Origin of the sequence: Mesorhizobium sp. M1406, from assembly GCF_040317555.1 — a bacterium.
GTDB lineage: Bacteria > Pseudomonadota > Alphaproteobacteria > Rhizobiales > Rhizobiaceae > Mesorhizobium.
Map to the genome: position 1 here is coordinate 182890 of NZ_JAMYKW010000002.1, position 15846 is coordinate 198735.

Here is a 15846-nt window from a genome sequence, read left to right on the forward strand (position 1 = left end):
CCGGCCAAATTTCAAGGGGCCGCCAAATTACGGTTTGGCGGCTGTTTTCCAATTCAGGAGTACCTCGATGTTCGTGACACCGGCATACGCCCAAGGTATCGGCGCCTCTCCCGACATGTTCATCAGCATTTTGCCGTTTGTCCTGATTTTCGTGATCATGTATTTTCTGATCATCCGGCCGCAGCGCACGCAGCTGAAGAAGCGCGGCGAGATGCTGGCGGCGGTCCGTCGCGGCGACACGGTCGTCACCGGCGGCGGCTTCGTCGGCAAGGTGACCAAGGTGATCGACGATAACGAGCTCGAGATCGACCTCGGCGGCGGCACGAAAGTGACCGCGCTGCGTTCGACTATCGCCGATGTGCGCGTCAAGGGCGAGCCGGTGGCCAACCAGAACGCCAAGAAATAATCCAATTTTAGGCGGAGCGATCCGCGGACACGCTCTGACGGACGACGCCATATGCTGTATTTTTCGCGCTTCAAGATGATCCTGATCTGGGTGGCCGTGGCCATCACAGTGATCCTCGCCGCGCCCAATCTCATTCCCGCAAGCACCTTGGCCAAGCTTCCCGACTGGGTGCCGAAGCGGCAGATGACGCTCGGCCTCGACCTGCAGGGCGGCTCTCACATCCTGCTGGAGATGAATCAGAACGATCTGATCAAGGACCGGCTGGAGACGACGCGCGACGAAATCCGCACGCTGCTGCGCGACGCCAAGATCGGCTATACCGGCCTTGCCGGCACGGGGCGGACCTTGCAGGTCCGCATCACCGATCCCGCTCAGCTCGATGCCGCCAAGACAGCACTGAAGACGCTGACCGATCCGGTCGCTGCCGGCCTGTTCACCGGCGGCTCCATCCAGGAAATGACGCTGGACGATTCCGAGCCCGGCCTGCTCAAGTTCAACGTCACCGACGCCGGGGTCAAATACCGCACATCGACGGCGCTGACGCAGTCGATCGAGGTGGTCGAGCGCCGCGTCAACGAACTCGGCACGACCGAACCCATCGTGCAGCGGCAGGGCGACGACCGTATCCTTGTCCAGGTGCCGGGTCTTCAGGACCCGCAGCGGCTGAAGGAGATACTCGGCCAGACCGCCAAGCTGACCTTCCAGATGGTCGACCAGTCGATGCCGGTGCAGGACGCGCTCAACGGCCGCCCGCCTGCCGGTTCGTCGGTGCTCTATTCGCAGGATGATCCACCGGTCCCGTATCTGATCGAGAACCGCGTCATCGTTTCGGGTGAAAACCTCGTCGATGCGCAGGCGACATACAATTCGCAGAACAATGAGCCGGTGGTCTCCTTCCGCTTCGATTCGAAGGGTGCCGCGCGTTTCGGTCAGGCGACCTCACAGAATGTCGGCAAGCTGTTCGCCATCATCCTCGACAACCAGGTGATCTCGGCGCCGCAAATCCGCGAGCCGATCTTGGGCGGCACCGGCCAGATTTCCGGCAATTTCACCGCCCAGAGCGCCAACGACCTCGCCGTGCTGCTGCGCGCCGGCGCATTGCCCGCGACGCTGACGGTGATCGAAGAGCGTACGGTTGGCCCGGGTCTCGGTCAGGATTCGATTCATGCCGGCAAGGTCGCCGGCATCATCGGTTCGATCCTGGTCGTCGTGTTCATGTTCGTTGCCTATGGATTGCTCGGCTTCCTCGCCAACATCGCGCTGGCGGTGCACGTGGCGATGATCGTCGGGCTGCTGTCGCTGCTCGGCGCGACGCTGACCTTGCCAGGTATCGCCGGTATCGTGCTGACCATCGGCATGGCGGTCGATTCCAACGTGCTGATCTACGAGCGTATCCGCGAGGAGCGGCGTGCCGGCCGCTCGGTGATCCAGGCGATCGACACCGGTTTTACCAAGGCGCTGGCGACCATTGTCGATTCCAACATCACCTCGCTGATAGCGACCGTGGTGCTGTTCTATCTCGGTACCGGACCGGTGAAGGGCTTTGCCATCACGTATGCGATCGGCATCCTGACGACTGTCTTCACCGCGTTCACCTTCACCCGTCTGCTGGTCTCGATCTGGCTGCGCCGTGCTCGCCCGAGGGAATTGCCGCGCGCGCCGGTGACCTTCGTCCCGCCCGGCACGAAAATTCCGTTCATGGGCATCCGTCGCTGGACGTTCACGCTCTCGAGCGCGCTGTCGATTCTGTCGGTGGTGCTGTTCATGACCGTCGGCATCAACTACGGCATCGACTTCAAGGGCGGTTCGCTGATCGAGGTTCAGGCCAAGAGCGGCAATGCCGACCTCGCGGACCTCCGCGCGCGGCTGACCGAACTCAACATCGGTGAGGTGCAAGTCCAGCAGTTCGGTACGCCGAATGACGTGTTGATCCGTGTCGGGACGCAGGATGGCGGCGAGAATGCCGAGCAGACCGTCATCGACAAGGTGCGCGGCGAACTGCAGGACAATTATGACTTCCGCCGCGTCGAAGTGGTGGGGCCGACCGTCTCGGGCGAGCTTGCCAAGCAAGGCACGATCGCCATGCTGATCGCGCTGCTCGGTATTCTGATCTATGTCTGGTTCCGCTTCGAATGGCAGTTCGCGGTCGGCGCCATCGTGGCGACGGTGCACGATGTGGTCATGACACTTGGCTTCTTCGTCATCTCCGGGCTCGAATTCAACCAGTCATCGCTGGCGGCGATCCTGACCATCATCGGCTATTCGCTGAACGATACGATCGTGGTCTATGACCGTGTTCGAGAGGATCTGCGAAAATACAAGCGGATGCCGCTGCCGCAACTCTTGAACAACGCCATCAACGAGACGCTGTCGAGAACGACGCTGACCTCGGTGACGACGATCCTGGCGCTGCTGGCATTGGTGCTGTTCGGCGGCGAGGTCATCCGCTCGTTCACCATGGCGATGCTGTTCGGCGTCGTCTTCGGCACGTATTCGTCGATCTTCATCGCAGCACCGCTGCTGATCCTGTTCAAGCTGCGGCCGCAAGCTACGGCCGACGAGGAGAAGCCGGCCGGCGGCGGCAAGGCGGTCGCGACCTGACGCGCCGCCCGCAAGGGGTGACAAAACGGTGACCAGCAAAGGCATCGTCATCCGCGAGGCGCATTTTCCCGGTCGAGCGCCGATCGAAGCCTACGGCAATGGCGGGTTCCGCTTTGCCGACATGTCGCATCGCGGCTCGCTGCTCTGCCTGCCATCCGGCATCCATGGCTGGGAACCGGCGGATCCTCTGGCGCTGACGGTAGCGGATTTCGACAAGCTGCTGGCGCAAGCCGACAGGATCGAGATCCTGCTGATCGGCATGGGCAGGGACCTCAGGCCATTGCCCGCCGCACTGCGGGCCGCGCTGAAGGCGGCCGGCATTGCGTCCGACCCGATGTCGACCGGTGCAGCGGTACGGACCTACAATGTCCTTCTGGCGGAAGAGCGCGCCGTGGCCGCCGCGCTCATCGCCGTCGACTGAGATGTCCCAGAATGCCAAAATTGTCATGGACGCGGTGCGCGCCGCCGATCACGACCGCTATCTGACCGCCCTTTACGCGCCGGCCGACAAGCGCGACGCGCTGTTTTCGCTCTATGCCTTCAATGCCGAGATCGCAGGCATCCGCGATCGCATCCATGAAGCGTTGCCGGGCGAGGTGCGCCTGCAATGGTGGCGCGATGTCATTGCCGCCGGCGGGGAAGCGGGCGCCGGCCACCCCATAGCCGAAGCCTTGAATGCCACCATAGCGACATTCAACCTGCCGAAGCCGGCCTTCGAGAACATGCTCGATGCGCGCATCTTCGACCTCTACGACGACCCGATGCCGTCGCGCACCGATCTGGAGGGCTATTGCGGCGAGACGGCCGCGGCGCTCATCCAGCTTGCGGCGATGCTGCTCGACCCCGGCGAGGCGCCACGCTTTGCCGAACTGGCGGGCAGGGCGGGCTGCGCGCAGGCGATGACCGGCCTGTTGCTGTTATTGCCGCTGCACCGCAAACGCGGGCAGTGTTTTATCCCGGCCGATATCCTTGCCGCGGCGGGATCGTCGCCGGCAGAGTTCGTCACTGCCGACGGTGGTCCTGGCGCCAAACGCGCGGTGGCGGCGATGATGGCGCTGGCGCGGGAGCATCTCACCGCCTTTGAGCAAGGCGCTGCGGCGTTGCCGGTCTCGCTGCGCCCGGCATTTCTGCCGCTGGCCCTGTCGCGCGCCTACCTCACGAAAATGGAGCGCGGCTCGCCGCTCGACGGCGTGGCGCGGCTGTCGGCCTTGCGCCGGCATTGGCTGTTGTTGCGTCGCGCGAGCAAGGGCTGGCCAGCACTTTGACGTAAACGTCAATCATGCCGGAGGTGAGCGCGAACGCCTAAGGTCCACTCAGGGAGGAAGCTGGCTACTCAGCGGCTTCGGCTGTTTGCGCCGCCAATCCCAGCCATTGCCGGCAATCGGCGCGTGCGCGCGATGTGATGGCGTGGCGCTTGGCGACGGTTTTGTCCTTGCCGCGCATGCGTTTGCCCTCGGTCTTCGGCGCCTCCACGGGCGGGAACAGGCCGAAATTGACATTCATCGGCTGGAAGGAGCGTTTTCCAGGTTCGTCATCCGAAACGATGTGGCCACCGGTGATGTGGTTGAGCAGCGCGCCGAACGCCGTGGTGAGCGGCGGCAGCGATGGTGCATGGCCGAGCCTCTCGGCGGCAGCGAAGCGCCCGGCGAGCAGGCCGATCGCGGCGCTTTCGACATAGCCTTCGCAGCCGGTGATCTGGCCGGCGAAGCGCAGGCCGGGGCGCGACTTCAGCTGCAGCGAAGCGTCGAGCAAGGTCGGCGAGTTGATGTAGGTGTTGCGATGCAGGCCGCCGAGGCGGGCGAAATCGGCGGTTTCGAGACCCGGAATGGTGCGGAACACGCGCACCTGCTCGGCATGCTTCAGCTTGGTCTGGAAACCGACCATATTGTAGAGCGTGCCCAGTGCATTGTCCTGCCGTAGCTGGACGACGGCATAGGCCTTCACCGTCGGATTGTGCGCATTGGTCAGCCCCATCGGCTTCATCGGCCCGTAGCGCAGCGTCTCGACGCCGCGCTCGGCCATGATCTCGATCGGCAGGCAGCCGTCGAAATAGGGCGTGCCTTCCCATTGCTTGAATTCAGTCTTCTGGCCATCGACCAGCGCTTGCACGAAGGCAAGGTACTGGTCCTTGTCCATCGGACAATTGATGTAGTCCTTGCCGGTGCCGCCGGGTCCGACCTTGTCGTAGCGCGACTGGAACCAGCAAATATCCATGTCGATCGTGTCGAAATGGACGATCGGCGCGATGGCGTCGAAGAAAGCCAGCGCATCGGCGCCGGTCGCTTCCGCAATCGACTGGGCAAGCGATGGCGCGGTCAGCGGACCGGTGGCGACGATCGCCTGGTCCCAATCCGCCGGTGGCAGGCCCGGCACTTCCTCGCGCTGGATGGTGATCAGCGGGTGCGCTTCGAGTTTTTTCGTTACCGCGTCTGCGAATCCGTCGCGGTCTACGGCAAGCGCACCACCGGCAGGTACCTGGTTGGCATCGCCGGCGCTCATGATCAGCGAGCCGGCCAGCCGCATTTCGGCGTGCAACAGGCCGACGGCGTTGTTTTCGGCGTCGTCGGAGCGGAAGGAATTGGAGCAGACCAGCTCGGCCAGGCTATCGGTCTTGTGTGCATCGGTGCCGCGAACGGGCCGCATTTCATGCAGGATGACGGGAACGCCAGCCTGTGCTGCCTGCCAGGCGGCTTCGGAACCGGCGAGGCCGCCGCCGATGATGTGGATGGGATTTTTGCTCATGAGCGCCGGAATAATCGCTTGATGCGGCGATTGCAATTGCCGTGCGTGGTGCGGGCAAACAACAGCTCAGGGAAGCAACCTCTGAATACAACAACACCCGCCGGGGGAGGAGGTCCGGCGGGTGTCGTTTTTGGGGCCGACCCTCGGGAGGAGGTGAAGGCCGACCGTATTCGTCATTGCCGGGGAGGAGGTCGGCTTTGACGAAATCTCTTTCGCTGTTTTTACGAGGGGCGAAACCTCTGGGGCAAAATTCGTTTTTGCCCCGGGGAAACAGCGCCCGCCGCGGGAGGAGGTGCGGCGGGCGCCGTTTTGATGGCCAACCTTCGGGAGGAGGTGAAGGTCGGGCCTATTCGTCATTGCCGGGGAGGAGGTCGGCTTTGACGAAATCTCTTTCGCAGTTTGAAAAGGAGCGAAACCTTTTGGGCAAAATTCGTTTTGCCCCGGGGAAACAACGCCCGCCGCGGGAGGAGGTGCGGCGGGCGCCGTTTTGGTGGTCAACCCTCGGGAGGAGGTGAAGGTTGACCGGATTCGTCAGGGTCGGGGAGGAGGTCGACCCTGGCGAAATTCTGGTTAGATCGCCCGGCGGGCGATGACCTTGATTTCGTCGCGGACGATACCGAGGTCATGCAGCTGGCGGTTCGAAAGGCGACCCAGCTCGGTAACCGTCTCGCGATAAACGCGCCAGTTACGATAGTTGCGGATCAGGTTCATTGTCGTTCTCTTTTTCAAAACTGGTTCGGACCATTCGCGGTCCGAAGAATTAGACCGCCTTGCGAGCGACGTAAGGAATGTCGCTGCGGCTGATGCCGAGGTCGGTCAGTTCACGGTTGCTCAGGCGGCTCAGCTCGGACACGGTGTCCCTGTAGCGGCGCCAGTTGCGGTAGTTGCGGATCAGGTTCATGGTAGTTCTCGTTTCGTCTTTCTTGCGGATCATTCCGTTTGTGTACGAACCATAGATAGGCGGGCCTATATCGATTTAAAAGCGCTATGGCTGCATGGCAGCAATGCAAATTGTGCAATGCAGCATTAACGCGCGTTCACGGACCTGACACAAAGAAACCCGAATCGGAAAATGCCGTTGCGTCAACGGTTTGGCCGGGTCGGCTGAAAAAAAGACCAAACCGGGGGAGAAGTGGCATGGCGAGTTATTCGTCGCGGGTCAGGGCGGATATCGCGCGGTGGCGGCAAGCCGGGCTGATCGACGCCACCATTGCCGAATCCCTGGCGCGCGATGTCGAGGCCAACGAGCGCAAGTCGCTCAGCTTCGGCTCGATCCTGGCGATGCTGGCTGCCTTGTTGTTCGGCGCCGCCATCCTGATTTTCGTCGCCGCCAACTGGGACGCGATCCCGCGGCTGGCGCGCGTGGTTGCACTGTTTGCGGTCATCCTTGGCGGCTACGTCGGTGGCGCGCTGTTGAAGACGCGCGACCATGCGGCGATCGGCGAGGCGCTGTGGATCGTGGCGGCGGCGGCTTTCGGCGGCTCGATCGCACTGATCAGCCAGATGTATCATCTGTCCGGCGACGAGGCATCGGCCCTGGTCACCTGGGGCGCCGGCACGGCATTGGCGGCGGTGGCGCTGCGTTCAAACCCGCTGACTGTCGCTTCCGTCGGCATCGCCGATGCCTGGCTGTTCCTCAAAGGCTTCGACTATTACAGCCGCAGCGGATTTCCGCACGCCTTCGTCCCCACGGCAATCGTGCTGTTTGCCGTCTCGTTCTGGACCCGCAGCCAGCCGGCGCGGCACCTGATCATCCTGTCGGTGCTGTTCTATCTGGTGCTGCTGGTCTCCAACCACGATACGCTGCAGGTGGCGATCCCGCTGGTCGTCGTCGCGGCGCTGCTGTTTGCGGCTTCTGTCTTCGCGCCGGGCCCGGCCGACAGGATCGTGCAGCTTGGCGGCCGCTTGCCCTTGCACGCGTTGCTCGGCTTCCTCACCGGCCTGGCGATGATCCAGTTCGAACTGGCCGACGAGAGCAGCTACAACAGCGGTTTCGCCATTGCTTCGGTGGTCGCTCTTGCCGGCATCGTCGCGGCAGTCGTGCTGGCAGGACGGGAGAGCCGTGGGTTGCGCTGGCTTTCCTATGCCGGCTTCGCCTTCGAACTCGCCATCATCTATGTGGTGACCTTGCAATCGATGCTCGATACGGCCGGCTTCTTCCTGGCCGCCGCGGTGCTGCTCGGCATCCTTGCGCTGGTCATCATCCGCGTGGAAAAGCGCATGAAGGGCCCAATCACCACGGGAGCCACGGCATGATCACCGGGAAAAGACTTGTTATCTCGGCGCTGGTGCTGGCGCTTGTCCAGATAGGCTTCCTGAGCTGGATCATCGCCGGCCGAGCGGCGATCCTGCGCAACGGCAAGGAAGTGCTGCTGAAGATCGAGCCCGTCGATCCGCGCGACCTCCTGCGCGGCGACTACATTATCCTCGGCTACGAGATTTCGCGGATACCGGTGAAAATGATCGCTGACATTCCGGCCGACAAATTTTCCAGCGACGATACGTCGATTGTCGTCCGGTTGAAGAAGGGCGCCGACGGCTATTGGCAGCCGACGACCGCCTGGCTCGGCAAGGCACCAACGCCGGCCGCCGCCGACGAGGCCGATATATCAGGCCACGTCGCCGAAGGCTGGGATCTTCGGGGCGAAGCGATGACCATCGCGCCGGACTACGGCATTGAGCGCTTCTATCTGCCGGAAGGCGAGGGGATGGCGATCCAGAACGACATGCGGGTGCGGCCGTTCGGCATCCGCCTCGCGCTCGCCGGCGACGGCACCGCGCAGATCAAGGCGCTGGTGGACGGCGACAAGACGCTGTTCGAGGAACCGCTTTATTAATGTCCTTGTTTGCCGTGGTGTGAAGCATGCCAGTTACCTTGTCGACGCGTGAGGACATCAACCTCGACACTGTTTTCCGCGTCGCCTGGAAGAAGGATACGGTGGAGATCGGCGAGAAGGCCCTGCGGCGCATCGCCGAATGCCGTGCCTCGTTCCTCAAGCTGATTGAAACCGATCCGCCACCAGTCATCTATGGCGTCACCACTGCCATGGGGGAGCTGGCGAGCCGCAGGCTCGAACTCGATGAGCGGGACCGCCATGCGCGCATCAAGGCGTTCGCCGCCGCGACCTCGTTCGGTGACCCGCTGCCGGAGCGAGTGGTCCGGTCGATCGTGCTTGCCCGCCTGACGAACTTCATCGAGGGCAACGCCGCCACCACGCCGCGCATCGCGCTTGCCGTGGCCGCAATGCTCGATGGCCGCCCGATGCCGATGGTGCCGGTTTCCGGCCAGGGCGGCGCCGGCGAAATCCTGGCGCTCTATCCGCTGTTTGCCGAGCTTTCGACGCGCTTCGACCTGGAGGTCAAGGAACGCGGCTCGCTGATCAACGGCTCGCCCTGCGCCGCTGCTCTGGTGGCCGACGCAGCGCTCGCGGCACGCCGCCGTATCGGGATGGCCCAAAAAGTATTCGCGCTGTCGATCGAAGCGTTTCGCGCCCCGCTCGAGCACTACGACGCGGCCCTCGACACGCTTTGGGGCGATGAGCATGAAGCGGCGGCCCTCCAGGGGTTGCGGGAGTTTCTGGTCGGCGCCGGCGATGGGCGGCGCAACTATCAGGCGCCGGTCAGCTACCGCATCGTGCCGCGCGTGCTCGGCCAGGCGCATCGAGCGCTGTCGGCGGCGGAGCGAGCGGCCACGGTGTCGCTGGCTTCCATATCGGACAATCCGGTCTACATCCCTCCCGACGACGCACATCCGCTCGGCCGCTGCATCAGCACCGGCGGCTATCACAATGCCATGGCGACGCCGGCGCTGGACGATCTGGCGGCGATATGGGCCGATATCTGCCTGCTCTGCGACCGCCACGCCTCAAAACTCCTCAACGGCAAGGTGTCGCTGCTGCCCGATCTCCTGATGACCGGACGGCACTCGGCCGACAGCGACGGCCACGGCAATGTCGGCTACGTGCCGATGGCGATCACCGGCTATCTAGAGCAGGCCAAGCTGGCGGCACAGCGCACCTTCATCCCTGGAACGGAATCGGCCGGTGCTGGACAGGACGATGTCGCCACGACGGCGTTCTTCGCCTGGACCAAGGAAGCGACCGCCGGCCGCTGCGTCGATGCCGCCATGGCGATGCTGGCGATGATGTCCTCGCAGGCGCTGCACGTCACCGAACGCGCGCCGCCGCCGGCACTGCGGTCATTCGTCGATGAAATCAGAAATATCGTGCCGCCTGTCGGCGACGATCGCGTGCTGGGGCCGGAGCTGGCAAAGCTGGCCGAGTGGTTCACGGGGAGCGCGTTCGCGGCGTAGATGCAGATGCCGCCCGGGTAAAATCGCTACGCGGCGAAGCAAAACCGCGCCATGCCTCGGCAGTCAGCCGTTGAACTTGTCAGGGAACTGTTTGGCGATACCGTCCGTCAGCATGTCAGCGAACTTCAACATATGAACGTGGCCTTCGTCATAGGACTTGATATCCGCCGCCCAATCCTTTTTCAGCCGGCCAACGACCTCGCCGGTCGTCAGCTCCAGATGCTTGTGCAGCATTTCCTTCAGGTCTTGTTCGGACCAGTTCGAATTGGCCTTGCTGAGAAATATGGCAATGTCGTCAGCATTGCCCGTCCATTTCTTCTGAGCCGCCGCGAGCTTGTTTTTGCTGCCTGATTTGGCCGCTTTGACCACGTCCGTTGCAATCTTGATGTGGTCCTTCAACAGCATCGCCAGTTTTTGACCTGCCGCATCACCGTAGTAAGGTTTTACTGCGTCGCCGATGTCATCCTGGTTCCGCAGAAGGCGCTTGGCAACCTCATCTGAATCCGGAAGGCCAGCGAGTGCGCTGATAATGTAATTGCGCGTATAAGTGATATGATCCTCCCAAAGCTTTCGCATCGCCACTCGAACGTCTCCCGCCGATTGCGGTTCATCAGCGCGAGCGGAGGTGAGGGGTAATGGTCCAGCAGCGATGAACACTGCTGTGACTGCGGAAAAGAGTACTAGGCGCCTATTCATGCCCCTATCTCCCGAAGGATGTACCGCTGTCATTAACATTAGCCGTAGCTAAAAAGTTCCGAGTCGAAACGAAAATGCCGAGTTTTGCGATTGGTACGAAACCGTACATCGCATTGAATCCAGCGTCTGACGGATTAGAATCCCCAATGTCACAGGGCGAGGGTAGTGGGCATCGGTGATTGAGTGCGGTTGTGCTCCCGCCCGTGGATGGGAGGCTCGCATCATGGATCAGGATCTTGAACTTTGCCGCGTGTCGGCGCTCGACAGCGACATCCTGCGAAGCGCTTTCCATAAAGCAATCATCGAAGAGAATATCCCTGAAGATCGATGGCAGGAATTTGCTTTGCTGATGATCCGTGAATTCACCGGCGTTGCGACGGTCGATCCCGACTTGCTGGAGTGGATTGTAAGGAAATAGGCGGCAAAGCCTTGCCGCCCCACGCTGTATGCGCGGGATGGGCCAAGGCTGCACGTTTCACGCGAAGAGTGGCCTGCCACCGGAATCTCGAAGAGCGAAGGGTGGTGCGGATGAAGGGACTCGAACCCCCACGCCTTTCGGCACTGGAACCTAAATCCAGGGCGTCTACCAGTTCCGCCACATCCGCATGAACCGGCAATCCCATGTAGCCATCATTCTGTCAATGTCAGAGACGAGATGTTGGGTTAGGACCAAAATGTTGGTTATTCGCCGAAATGCGAAGACTGTTGAAAATTAGCCTCGCCTGTGACAAAAGGCGTGTCAAATGTGACGGGACGCGACGATCCGCTTCTACAGAATGTGATAAGAAGTAGGAAAAACAAGAACTTATTCACATTTTGGAACGCAGTTTGGGAGAGTTTGAGCCGTATTTTCGGTCAAATCGCCAGGTTCCGTACCAAAAGCCATTCCCGGCAAGAATATACCGGCAGGCTGTAAACGGCAGAGGCCGTGCAGTCTCATTGGTGAAAACAAAGGTTTTACGATGCAGGTCACCGAAACGCTCAACTCCGGTCTCAAGCGCGAGATCAAGATCACCGTGCCGGCCGGTGACATGGAAGCCAAGCTGATGGCGCGGCTTTCGGATGCCAGGAACAAGGTCCGCATCAACGGTTTCCGTCCCGGCAAGGTGCCGGTGCAGCACCTGCGCAAGGTCTACGGCAAGTCGTTCATGGCGGAAGTGGTCAATGAGATCCTCAACGATTCGACCCGTTCGATCATCACCGGGCGCGGCGAAAAGGCTGCCATGCAGCCCGAAGTCATCATGACCGAGGACGAGAAGGAAGCCGAGAAGATCCTGGCCGGCGGCGCCGATTTCGAGTTCCGCCTCAACTACGAGATCATTCCGGCGATCGAGATCAAGGACTTTTCCGACATCAAGGTGACACGCCAGGTATTCGACGTGCCGGATACCGAGATCGACGAGCAGGTCCAGCGCGTTGCTGAATCGGCGCGCAGCTACGAGCCGAAGACAGGCAAGGCCGCCATTGGCGACCGCGTCTCCATCGATTATGTCGGCAAGATCGACGGCGAGGCCTTCAGCGGCGGCGCCGGCACCGATCAGCCGCTGGTGCTGGGCTCGAAGGAGTTCATCCCCGGCTTCGAGGATCAGCTTGTCGGCGCCAAGGCTGGTGACGAAAAGCAGGTCACCGTGACCTTCCCGGAAAACTACCAGGCGGCGCATCTTGCCGGCAAGGAAGCGACCTTCGACGTCACCGTCAAGGAAGTGTCCCAGCCCGGCGCGCTCGAAATCAACGACGAGACCGCCAAGAACCTCGGCCTGGAGTCGCTGGAGCGCCTGCGCGACGTCGTGCGCGGCCAGATCGAGAACCAGTTCGGCGCCATGACGCGCCAGAAGGTCAAGCGCCAGCTGCTCGACCAACTCGACGCGTCCTACTCGTTCGAGGCTCCGTCGAAGCTCGTCGAGGCCGAGTTCAACAACATCTGGGCGCAGGTCAATCGCGACCTGGAAGCGGCCGGACGCACTTTCGCCGATGAAGAGACGACGGAAGAAGAGGCACGTGCCGAGTATCTGCGTCTCGCCGAGCGCCGCGTGCGCCTCGGCCTGGTGCTGGCTGAAATCGGCGAGAAGGCCGGCGTCACCGTATCGGACGAAGAGCTGCAGCGCGGCCTGTTCGAGCAGGTGCGCCGCTATCCGGGCAACCAGCAGCAGGAAGTCTTCGAATTCTACCGCAACAACCCGGAAGCGTTGAACACGCTGCGGGCGCCGATGTTCGAGGAGAAGGTGGTCGATCATCTGCTCGGCCAGATTTCGGTTACCGACGTCAAGGTCAGCAAGGAAGAGCTGATGGCCGACGACGAGGAGGACGAAACCGCCGTCAAGGCGAAGCCGGCGAAGAAAGCCGCCGCCAAGAAGGCCGACGAGAAGAAGGCCGACGACGCCGAAGAGCCCAAGAAGAAGGCCGCGCCGAAGAAGAAGGCCGCCAAGGACGCCGAATAACACCAGCATTTCACTGGAACAGGAGAAGGCCGCCCTCGAGGCGGCCTTTTTCGTTGCCAAACTGCAACAGCCGGTGCGCTTTGCGCACGACGGCCTGTGGCGACCAAGCTTTGATCATTATCTGCGCTTCTATTGCAGCCGCTTGGGTTGTTGGAGGACGTGTTGAGGCTATTCGTCGAAGTGGGGCACGCTGCCGCGGTTGCGTTGATCCTGGTCTCGGTCTGCGGCATTGCCCGTGCCGAAGCCGTGCTTGACAATTGGCGGTTCGAAACGGGCGAGGACGGCCTCGTCACAGCCTCGCTCTATGCCACCAACAAGCTGATCACCGGTGGCGGTGCCTTGAGCTACAGCCCGATCCTGACGATTGCCTGCCGGGCAAACGGCGAGCCGCATTGGACCGAATGGCTGCAACTGAATGACGGTGTCTCGGCCAGCCGCAAGATCACCATGTCGGTCACGCTCGACCAGGGTAGCAAGTTCGATGAGAGCTGGTCGGTCGGGCCGCGCGGCAGGATGCTGGTGCGCGATGGCGCCGATGGCATCAGGCGCCTTGTTGCCGCGAACCGGCTCCAGCTTTCGTGGCGCTTCGGGCTGCTGTCGGGACGCGGCGAGGCCGATTTCAACCTCGCCGGGTTCGGTGAAGCGGTTAACCAGGTGGCCGGCAGCTGCAACACCGATCCGCCGTGACCGGAGCGCGGGCCAAGGCGGCACGACTTGCTCAGGCGCTCACCTTTTGGAACTCACCACTCAGATCAGCAGCAGGCCCTTCATGCTGGAATAGCCTTTTCGCCCGATGATGATGTGGTCATGCACGGCGACGCCCAGCCGCTTGCCGGCGTCGATGATTTCCTTTGTCATCTCGATATCGGCGCGTGATGGTGTTGGATCGCCTGACGGATGATTATGCACCAGGATAATGGCGGTCGCCGAGAGCTCGAGCGCGCGCTTGATCACTTCTCGCGGGTAGACAGGCGTGTGGTCGACGGTGCCTGTCTGCTGCACCTCATCGGCGATCAGCGCGTTCTTCTTGTCGAGGAACAGGATGCGGAACTGCTCGCGCGCCTCGAATGCCATTGCTGAGCGGCAATAGTCGAGAAGCTGCTGCCAGGACGAGAGGATCTCGCGGCCGTGGACCTCGCCGCGTGCCATACGCTGCGCCGTTGCGGTAACGATTTTCAGGTCGAGTGCCACCGCAGGGCCGATGCCCTTGACCTCCTGCAGCAGGCCCACCGGGGCGCCAAGCACTTCGGCCAGCGTGCCGAAGCGTGCCAGCAGCGCCTTGGCCGCCGGTTTGGTGTCGGCACGAGGGATCAGTCGAAAGAGCAGAAGTTCCAGAAGTTCGTAGTCGGGCAGGGCATCCGCACCCGCCAAGGCAAAGCGCTCGCGCAAGCGGTCGCGATGGCCGAGGTAATGCGGCTTTTCGTCGAGCGTCGCCTTGGCTTTCGCCGCAGGCCGCATCGGCGCTTCGGAGAAGAAACTCCGCTCGTCGTCGTCGCTTGTGTTCCCCATACCCCGCCCACATTGCTCCAGCGCAGACATTAGAGCTGTTCTGGCCTGGATTGAAACAGTTCTGTTCTCCGATCGCGAGACGATCCACGGCAGATCGTGCAAGCTCCGCTGTCAGTCTGTGGCTTCCCTATACGGCAAGATGAAACCACGATTGCGCAACAAAACTTAACGTCACTTAACGCATGCGGCCACTTTCACCTGACATGGTGACGCCATCGGAGGCTCATTGCCTCGCTATACTGGAGCACGCATGTTCGCCAAAATTGACTCTGGACTATTTGCCGGCCGGGCATCTCTTGCGGCCATGGCAATCCTGTTTTCAACGCATTCGGAGGGCGCGCTGGCGGCAGACGCCATTGCGGTGAATTCCGATGATTTTACCCTGCCGCCCGAGCCTTCCCGTTTCGCGCGCTTCGAACAGAAACTGTCCGACTGGCATGTCGTGCTCGGCGGCGGCGCCATCATCGTCCCCAAATACGAGGGCAGCAATGAGTTCAAGATCATGCCGGTGCCTTTCGTCACGGCGACATTCCTCGACACGGTGACGATCGACCCCACAGGTGCCAACATCGCCGTTTATGAACAAGGACCGTTCGCGTTCAGCGGGCGGCTTGGCTATGAGATGGGCCGCAAGGAAGACGACTCCGACCATCTGCGCGGCTTGGGGGATGTCGACATGGGCGCGACGGTCGGCGTGAAGGCAGCGGCGAAGTTCGGTCCGGCCGAAATATTCGCGCAGCTGGACAAGACCATCGGCGGCAGCGATGGCCTGGAGGGCAGGGTGGGGATCGAGGTGACCCGGCCTCTGTCTCAATCGTTGATGATCGGCGCCAGCGCGTCCGTCGTCTTTGCCGACGAAAATTACATGCAGGCCTATTTTGGCGTCACGGCCGAACAATCGGCTCGCTCCGGGCTGGCGCGCTATGATGCCGGCGCCGGTTTGAAGCGTGCCGATTTTTCGATTTCCGCCACATATATGCTCGACGAGAACTGGATGGTGCGCGGCGAAGCGGGGGTCGGCGTTCTCTTGGGTGACGCTGCCGACAGCCCCGTTGTCGTCGAAAAGATCCAGCCTTCAGGGATGCTTCTCGTCGGATATCGGTTCTGACGCCTACCCAGGCACCAAATGCAGGCTAGACAAA

General features: G+C 62.0%; 16 protein-coding genes and 1 tRNA gene. 11 read left to right on the plus strand and 6 right to left on the minus strand.

All coding sequences use genetic code 11. From position 1 onward, the window contains the following. Window positions 1-67 precede the first annotated feature (67 nt). The 4 genes from yajC to NKH03_RS03405 are packed head-to-tail and all read left to right on the plus strand — an operon-like array spanning window position 68 to window position 4272. Window positions 68-406, plus strand: coding sequence for a preprotein translocase subunit YajC (gene yajC / locus NKH03_RS03390; RefSeq protein WP_027024896.1), 339 nt, complete (start codon window positions 68-70; stop codon window positions 404-406). Between the two features lie 51 nt (window positions 407-457). After that, the gene (secDF, locus tag NKH03_RS03395) at window positions 458-3007 is read left to right on the plus strand and encodes a protein translocase subunit SecDF (protein ID WP_352967113.1); all 2550 of its coding nucleotides are present in this window, start codon (window positions 458-460) and stop codon (window positions 3005-3007) included. Window positions 3008-3035: 28 nt separating this feature from the next. After that, on the plus strand, window positions 3036-3428 hold the full coding sequence (locus NKH03_RS03400) for an Mth938-like domain-containing protein (protein WP_352967115.1): 393 nt from the start codon (window positions 3036-3038) through the stop codon (window positions 3426-3428). A gap of 1 nt (window position 3429) precedes the next feature. Further along, on the plus strand, window positions 3430-4272 hold the full coding sequence (locus tag NKH03_RS03405; RefSeq protein WP_352871251.1) for a phytoene/squalene synthase family protein: 843 nt from the start codon (window positions 3430-3432) through the stop codon (window positions 4270-4272). 64 nt (window positions 4273-4336) lie between these two features. On the opposite strand, the gene trmFO is transcribed toward NKH03_RS03405, so the two are convergent. The 3 genes from trmFO to NKH03_RS03420 all read right to left on the minus strand — a co-directional run bounded on the left by trmFO (window position 4337) and on the right by NKH03_RS03420 (window position 6650). Next, window positions 4337-5749: a methylenetetrahydrofolate--tRNA-(uracil(54)-C(5))-methyltransferase (FADH(2)-oxidizing) TrmFO gene (gene trmFO, locus NKH03_RS03410; protein WP_352871249.1), complete on the minus strand. Its 1413-nt coding sequence runs from the start codon at window positions 5747-5749 to the stop codon at window positions 4337-4339. A 570-nt stretch (window positions 5750-6319) separates the two neighbouring features. Next, on the minus strand, window positions 6320-6460 hold the full coding sequence (locus NKH03_RS03415; RefSeq protein WP_023757605.1) for a DUF1127 domain-containing protein: 141 nt from the start codon (window positions 6458-6460) through the stop codon (window positions 6320-6322). A 49-nt stretch (window positions 6461-6509) separates the two neighbouring features. Next, entirely contained in the window at window positions 6510-6650 is a 141-nt protein-coding gene (locus NKH03_RS03420; protein ID WP_013531315.1) for a DUF1127 domain-containing protein, read from the minus strand. 236 nt (window positions 6651-6886) lie between these two features. Between NKH03_RS03420 and NKH03_RS03425 the strand changes: the two genes are divergently transcribed. Genes NKH03_RS03425 through NKH03_RS03435 form a run of 3 tightly spaced genes read left to right on the plus strand, consistent with a single transcriptional unit; the run spans window position 6887 to window position 10061 of the window. Next, window positions 6887-8005, plus strand: a complete 1119-nt coding sequence (locus NKH03_RS03425; protein ID WP_352967116.1) for a DUF2157 domain-containing protein — start codon at window positions 6887-6889, stop codon at window positions 8003-8005. Then, on the plus strand, window positions 8002-8586 hold the full coding sequence (locus NKH03_RS03430; RefSeq protein WP_352967118.1) for a GDYXXLXY domain-containing protein: 585 nt from the start codon (window positions 8002-8004) through the stop codon (window positions 8584-8586). Before NKH03_RS03425 ends, NKH03_RS03430 begins: the two co-directional genes overlap by 4 nt. 26 nt (window positions 8587-8612) lie before the next feature. Then, window positions 8613-10061, plus strand: coding sequence for an aromatic amino acid lyase (locus NKH03_RS03435; RefSeq protein ID WP_352967119.1), 1449 nt, complete (start codon window positions 8613-8615; stop codon window positions 10059-10061). Window positions 10062-10124: 63 nt separating this feature from the next. On the opposite strand, the gene NKH03_RS03440 is transcribed toward NKH03_RS03435, so the two are convergent. Continuing rightward, the gene (locus tag NKH03_RS03440; RefSeq protein WP_352967121.1) at window positions 10125-10757 is read right to left on the minus strand and encodes an acetylglutamate kinase; all 633 of its coding nucleotides are present in this window, start codon (window positions 10755-10757) and stop codon (window positions 10125-10127) included. Window positions 10758-10980: 223 nt separating this feature from the next. Between NKH03_RS03440 and NKH03_RS03445 the strand changes: the two genes are divergently transcribed. Beyond that, window positions 10981-11175, plus strand: a complete 195-nt coding sequence (locus tag NKH03_RS03445) for a hypothetical protein (protein WP_352871241.1) — start codon at window positions 10981-10983, stop codon at window positions 11173-11175. A gap of 102 nt (window positions 11176-11277) precedes the next feature. On the opposite strand, the gene NKH03_RS03450 is transcribed toward NKH03_RS03445, so the two are convergent. Then, window positions 11278-11362 (minus strand) — tRNA-Leu (locus NKH03_RS03450). Window positions 11363-11719: 357 nt separating this feature from the next. On the opposite strand from NKH03_RS03450, the gene tig reads away from it, so the two are divergent. After that, entirely contained in the window at window positions 11720-13195 is a 1476-nt protein-coding gene (gene tig / locus NKH03_RS03455; RefSeq protein ID WP_352871239.1) for a trigger factor, read from the plus strand. A 162-nt stretch (window positions 13196-13357) separates the two neighbouring features. After that, window positions 13358-13882, plus strand: a complete 525-nt coding sequence (locus NKH03_RS03460) for a hypothetical protein (protein WP_352871238.1) — start codon at window positions 13358-13360, stop codon at window positions 13880-13882. 60 nt (window positions 13883-13942) lie between these two features. On the opposite strand, the gene radC is transcribed toward NKH03_RS03460, so the two are convergent. Beyond that, complete coding sequence (gene radC, locus NKH03_RS03465) at window positions 13943-14704, minus strand: RadC family protein (RefSeq protein ID WP_352871237.1); 762 nt, start codon at window positions 14702-14704, stop codon at window positions 13943-13945. A 250-nt stretch (window positions 14705-14954) separates the two neighbouring features. On the opposite strand from radC, the gene NKH03_RS03470 reads away from it, so the two are divergent. Further along, a complete protein-coding gene (locus tag NKH03_RS03470; RefSeq protein ID WP_352871236.1) occupies window positions 14955-15812 on the plus strand; it encodes a MipA/OmpV family protein in 858 nt (285 codons plus the stop codon). Window positions 15813-15846: the final 34 nt, after the last annotated feature.

Coding starts and splice junctions, on each gene's coding strand:
- NKH03_RS03420 (WP_013531315.1), bottom strand. CDS start 6,650: ATGAACCTGATCCGCAACTACCGCAACTGGCGCCGCTACAGGGACACC.
- NKH03_RS03405 (WP_352871251.1), top strand. CDS start 3,430: ATGTCCCAGAATGCCAAAATTGTCATGGACGCGGTGCGCGCCGCCGAT.
- NKH03_RS03440 (WP_352967121.1), bottom strand. CDS start 10,757: ATGAATAGGCGCCTAGTACTCTTTTCCGCAGTCACAGCAGTGTTCATC.
- NKH03_RS03435 (WP_352967119.1), top strand. CDS start 8,613: ATGCCAGTTACCTTGTCGACGCGTGAGGACATCAACCTCGACACTGTT.
- trmFO (WP_352871249.1), bottom strand. CDS start 5,749: ATGAGCAAAAATCCCATCCACATCATCGGCGGCGGCCTCGCCGGTTCC.
- NKH03_RS03430 (WP_352967118.1), top strand. CDS start 8,002: ATGATCACCGGGAAAAGACTTGTTATCTCGGCGCTGGTGCTGGCGCTT.
- tig (WP_352871239.1), top strand. CDS start 11,720: ATGCAGGTCACCGAAACGCTCAACTCCGGTCTCAAGCGCGAGATCAAG.
- NKH03_RS03445 (WP_352871241.1), top strand. CDS start 10,981: ATGGATCAGGATCTTGAACTTTGCCGCGTGTCGGCGCTCGACAGCGAC.
- radC (WP_352871237.1), bottom strand. CDS start 14,704: ATGGGGAACACAAGCGACGACGACGAGCGGAGTTTCTTCTCCGAAGCG.
- NKH03_RS03415 (WP_023757605.1), bottom strand. CDS start 6,460: ATGAACCTGATCCGCAACTATCGTAACTGGCGCGTTTATCGCGAGACG.
- secDF (WP_352967113.1), top strand. CDS start 458: ATGCTGTATTTTTCGCGCTTCAAGATGATCCTGATCTGGGTGGCCGTG.
- yajC (WP_027024896.1), top strand. CDS start 68: ATGTTCGTGACACCGGCATACGCCCAAGGTATCGGCGCCTCTCCCGAC.
- NKH03_RS03425 (WP_352967116.1), top strand. CDS start 6,887: ATGGCGAGTTATTCGTCGCGGGTCAGGGCGGATATCGCGCGGTGGCGG.
- NKH03_RS03470 (WP_352871236.1), top strand. CDS start 14,955: ATGTTCGCCAAAATTGACTCTGGACTATTTGCCGGCCGGGCATCTCTT.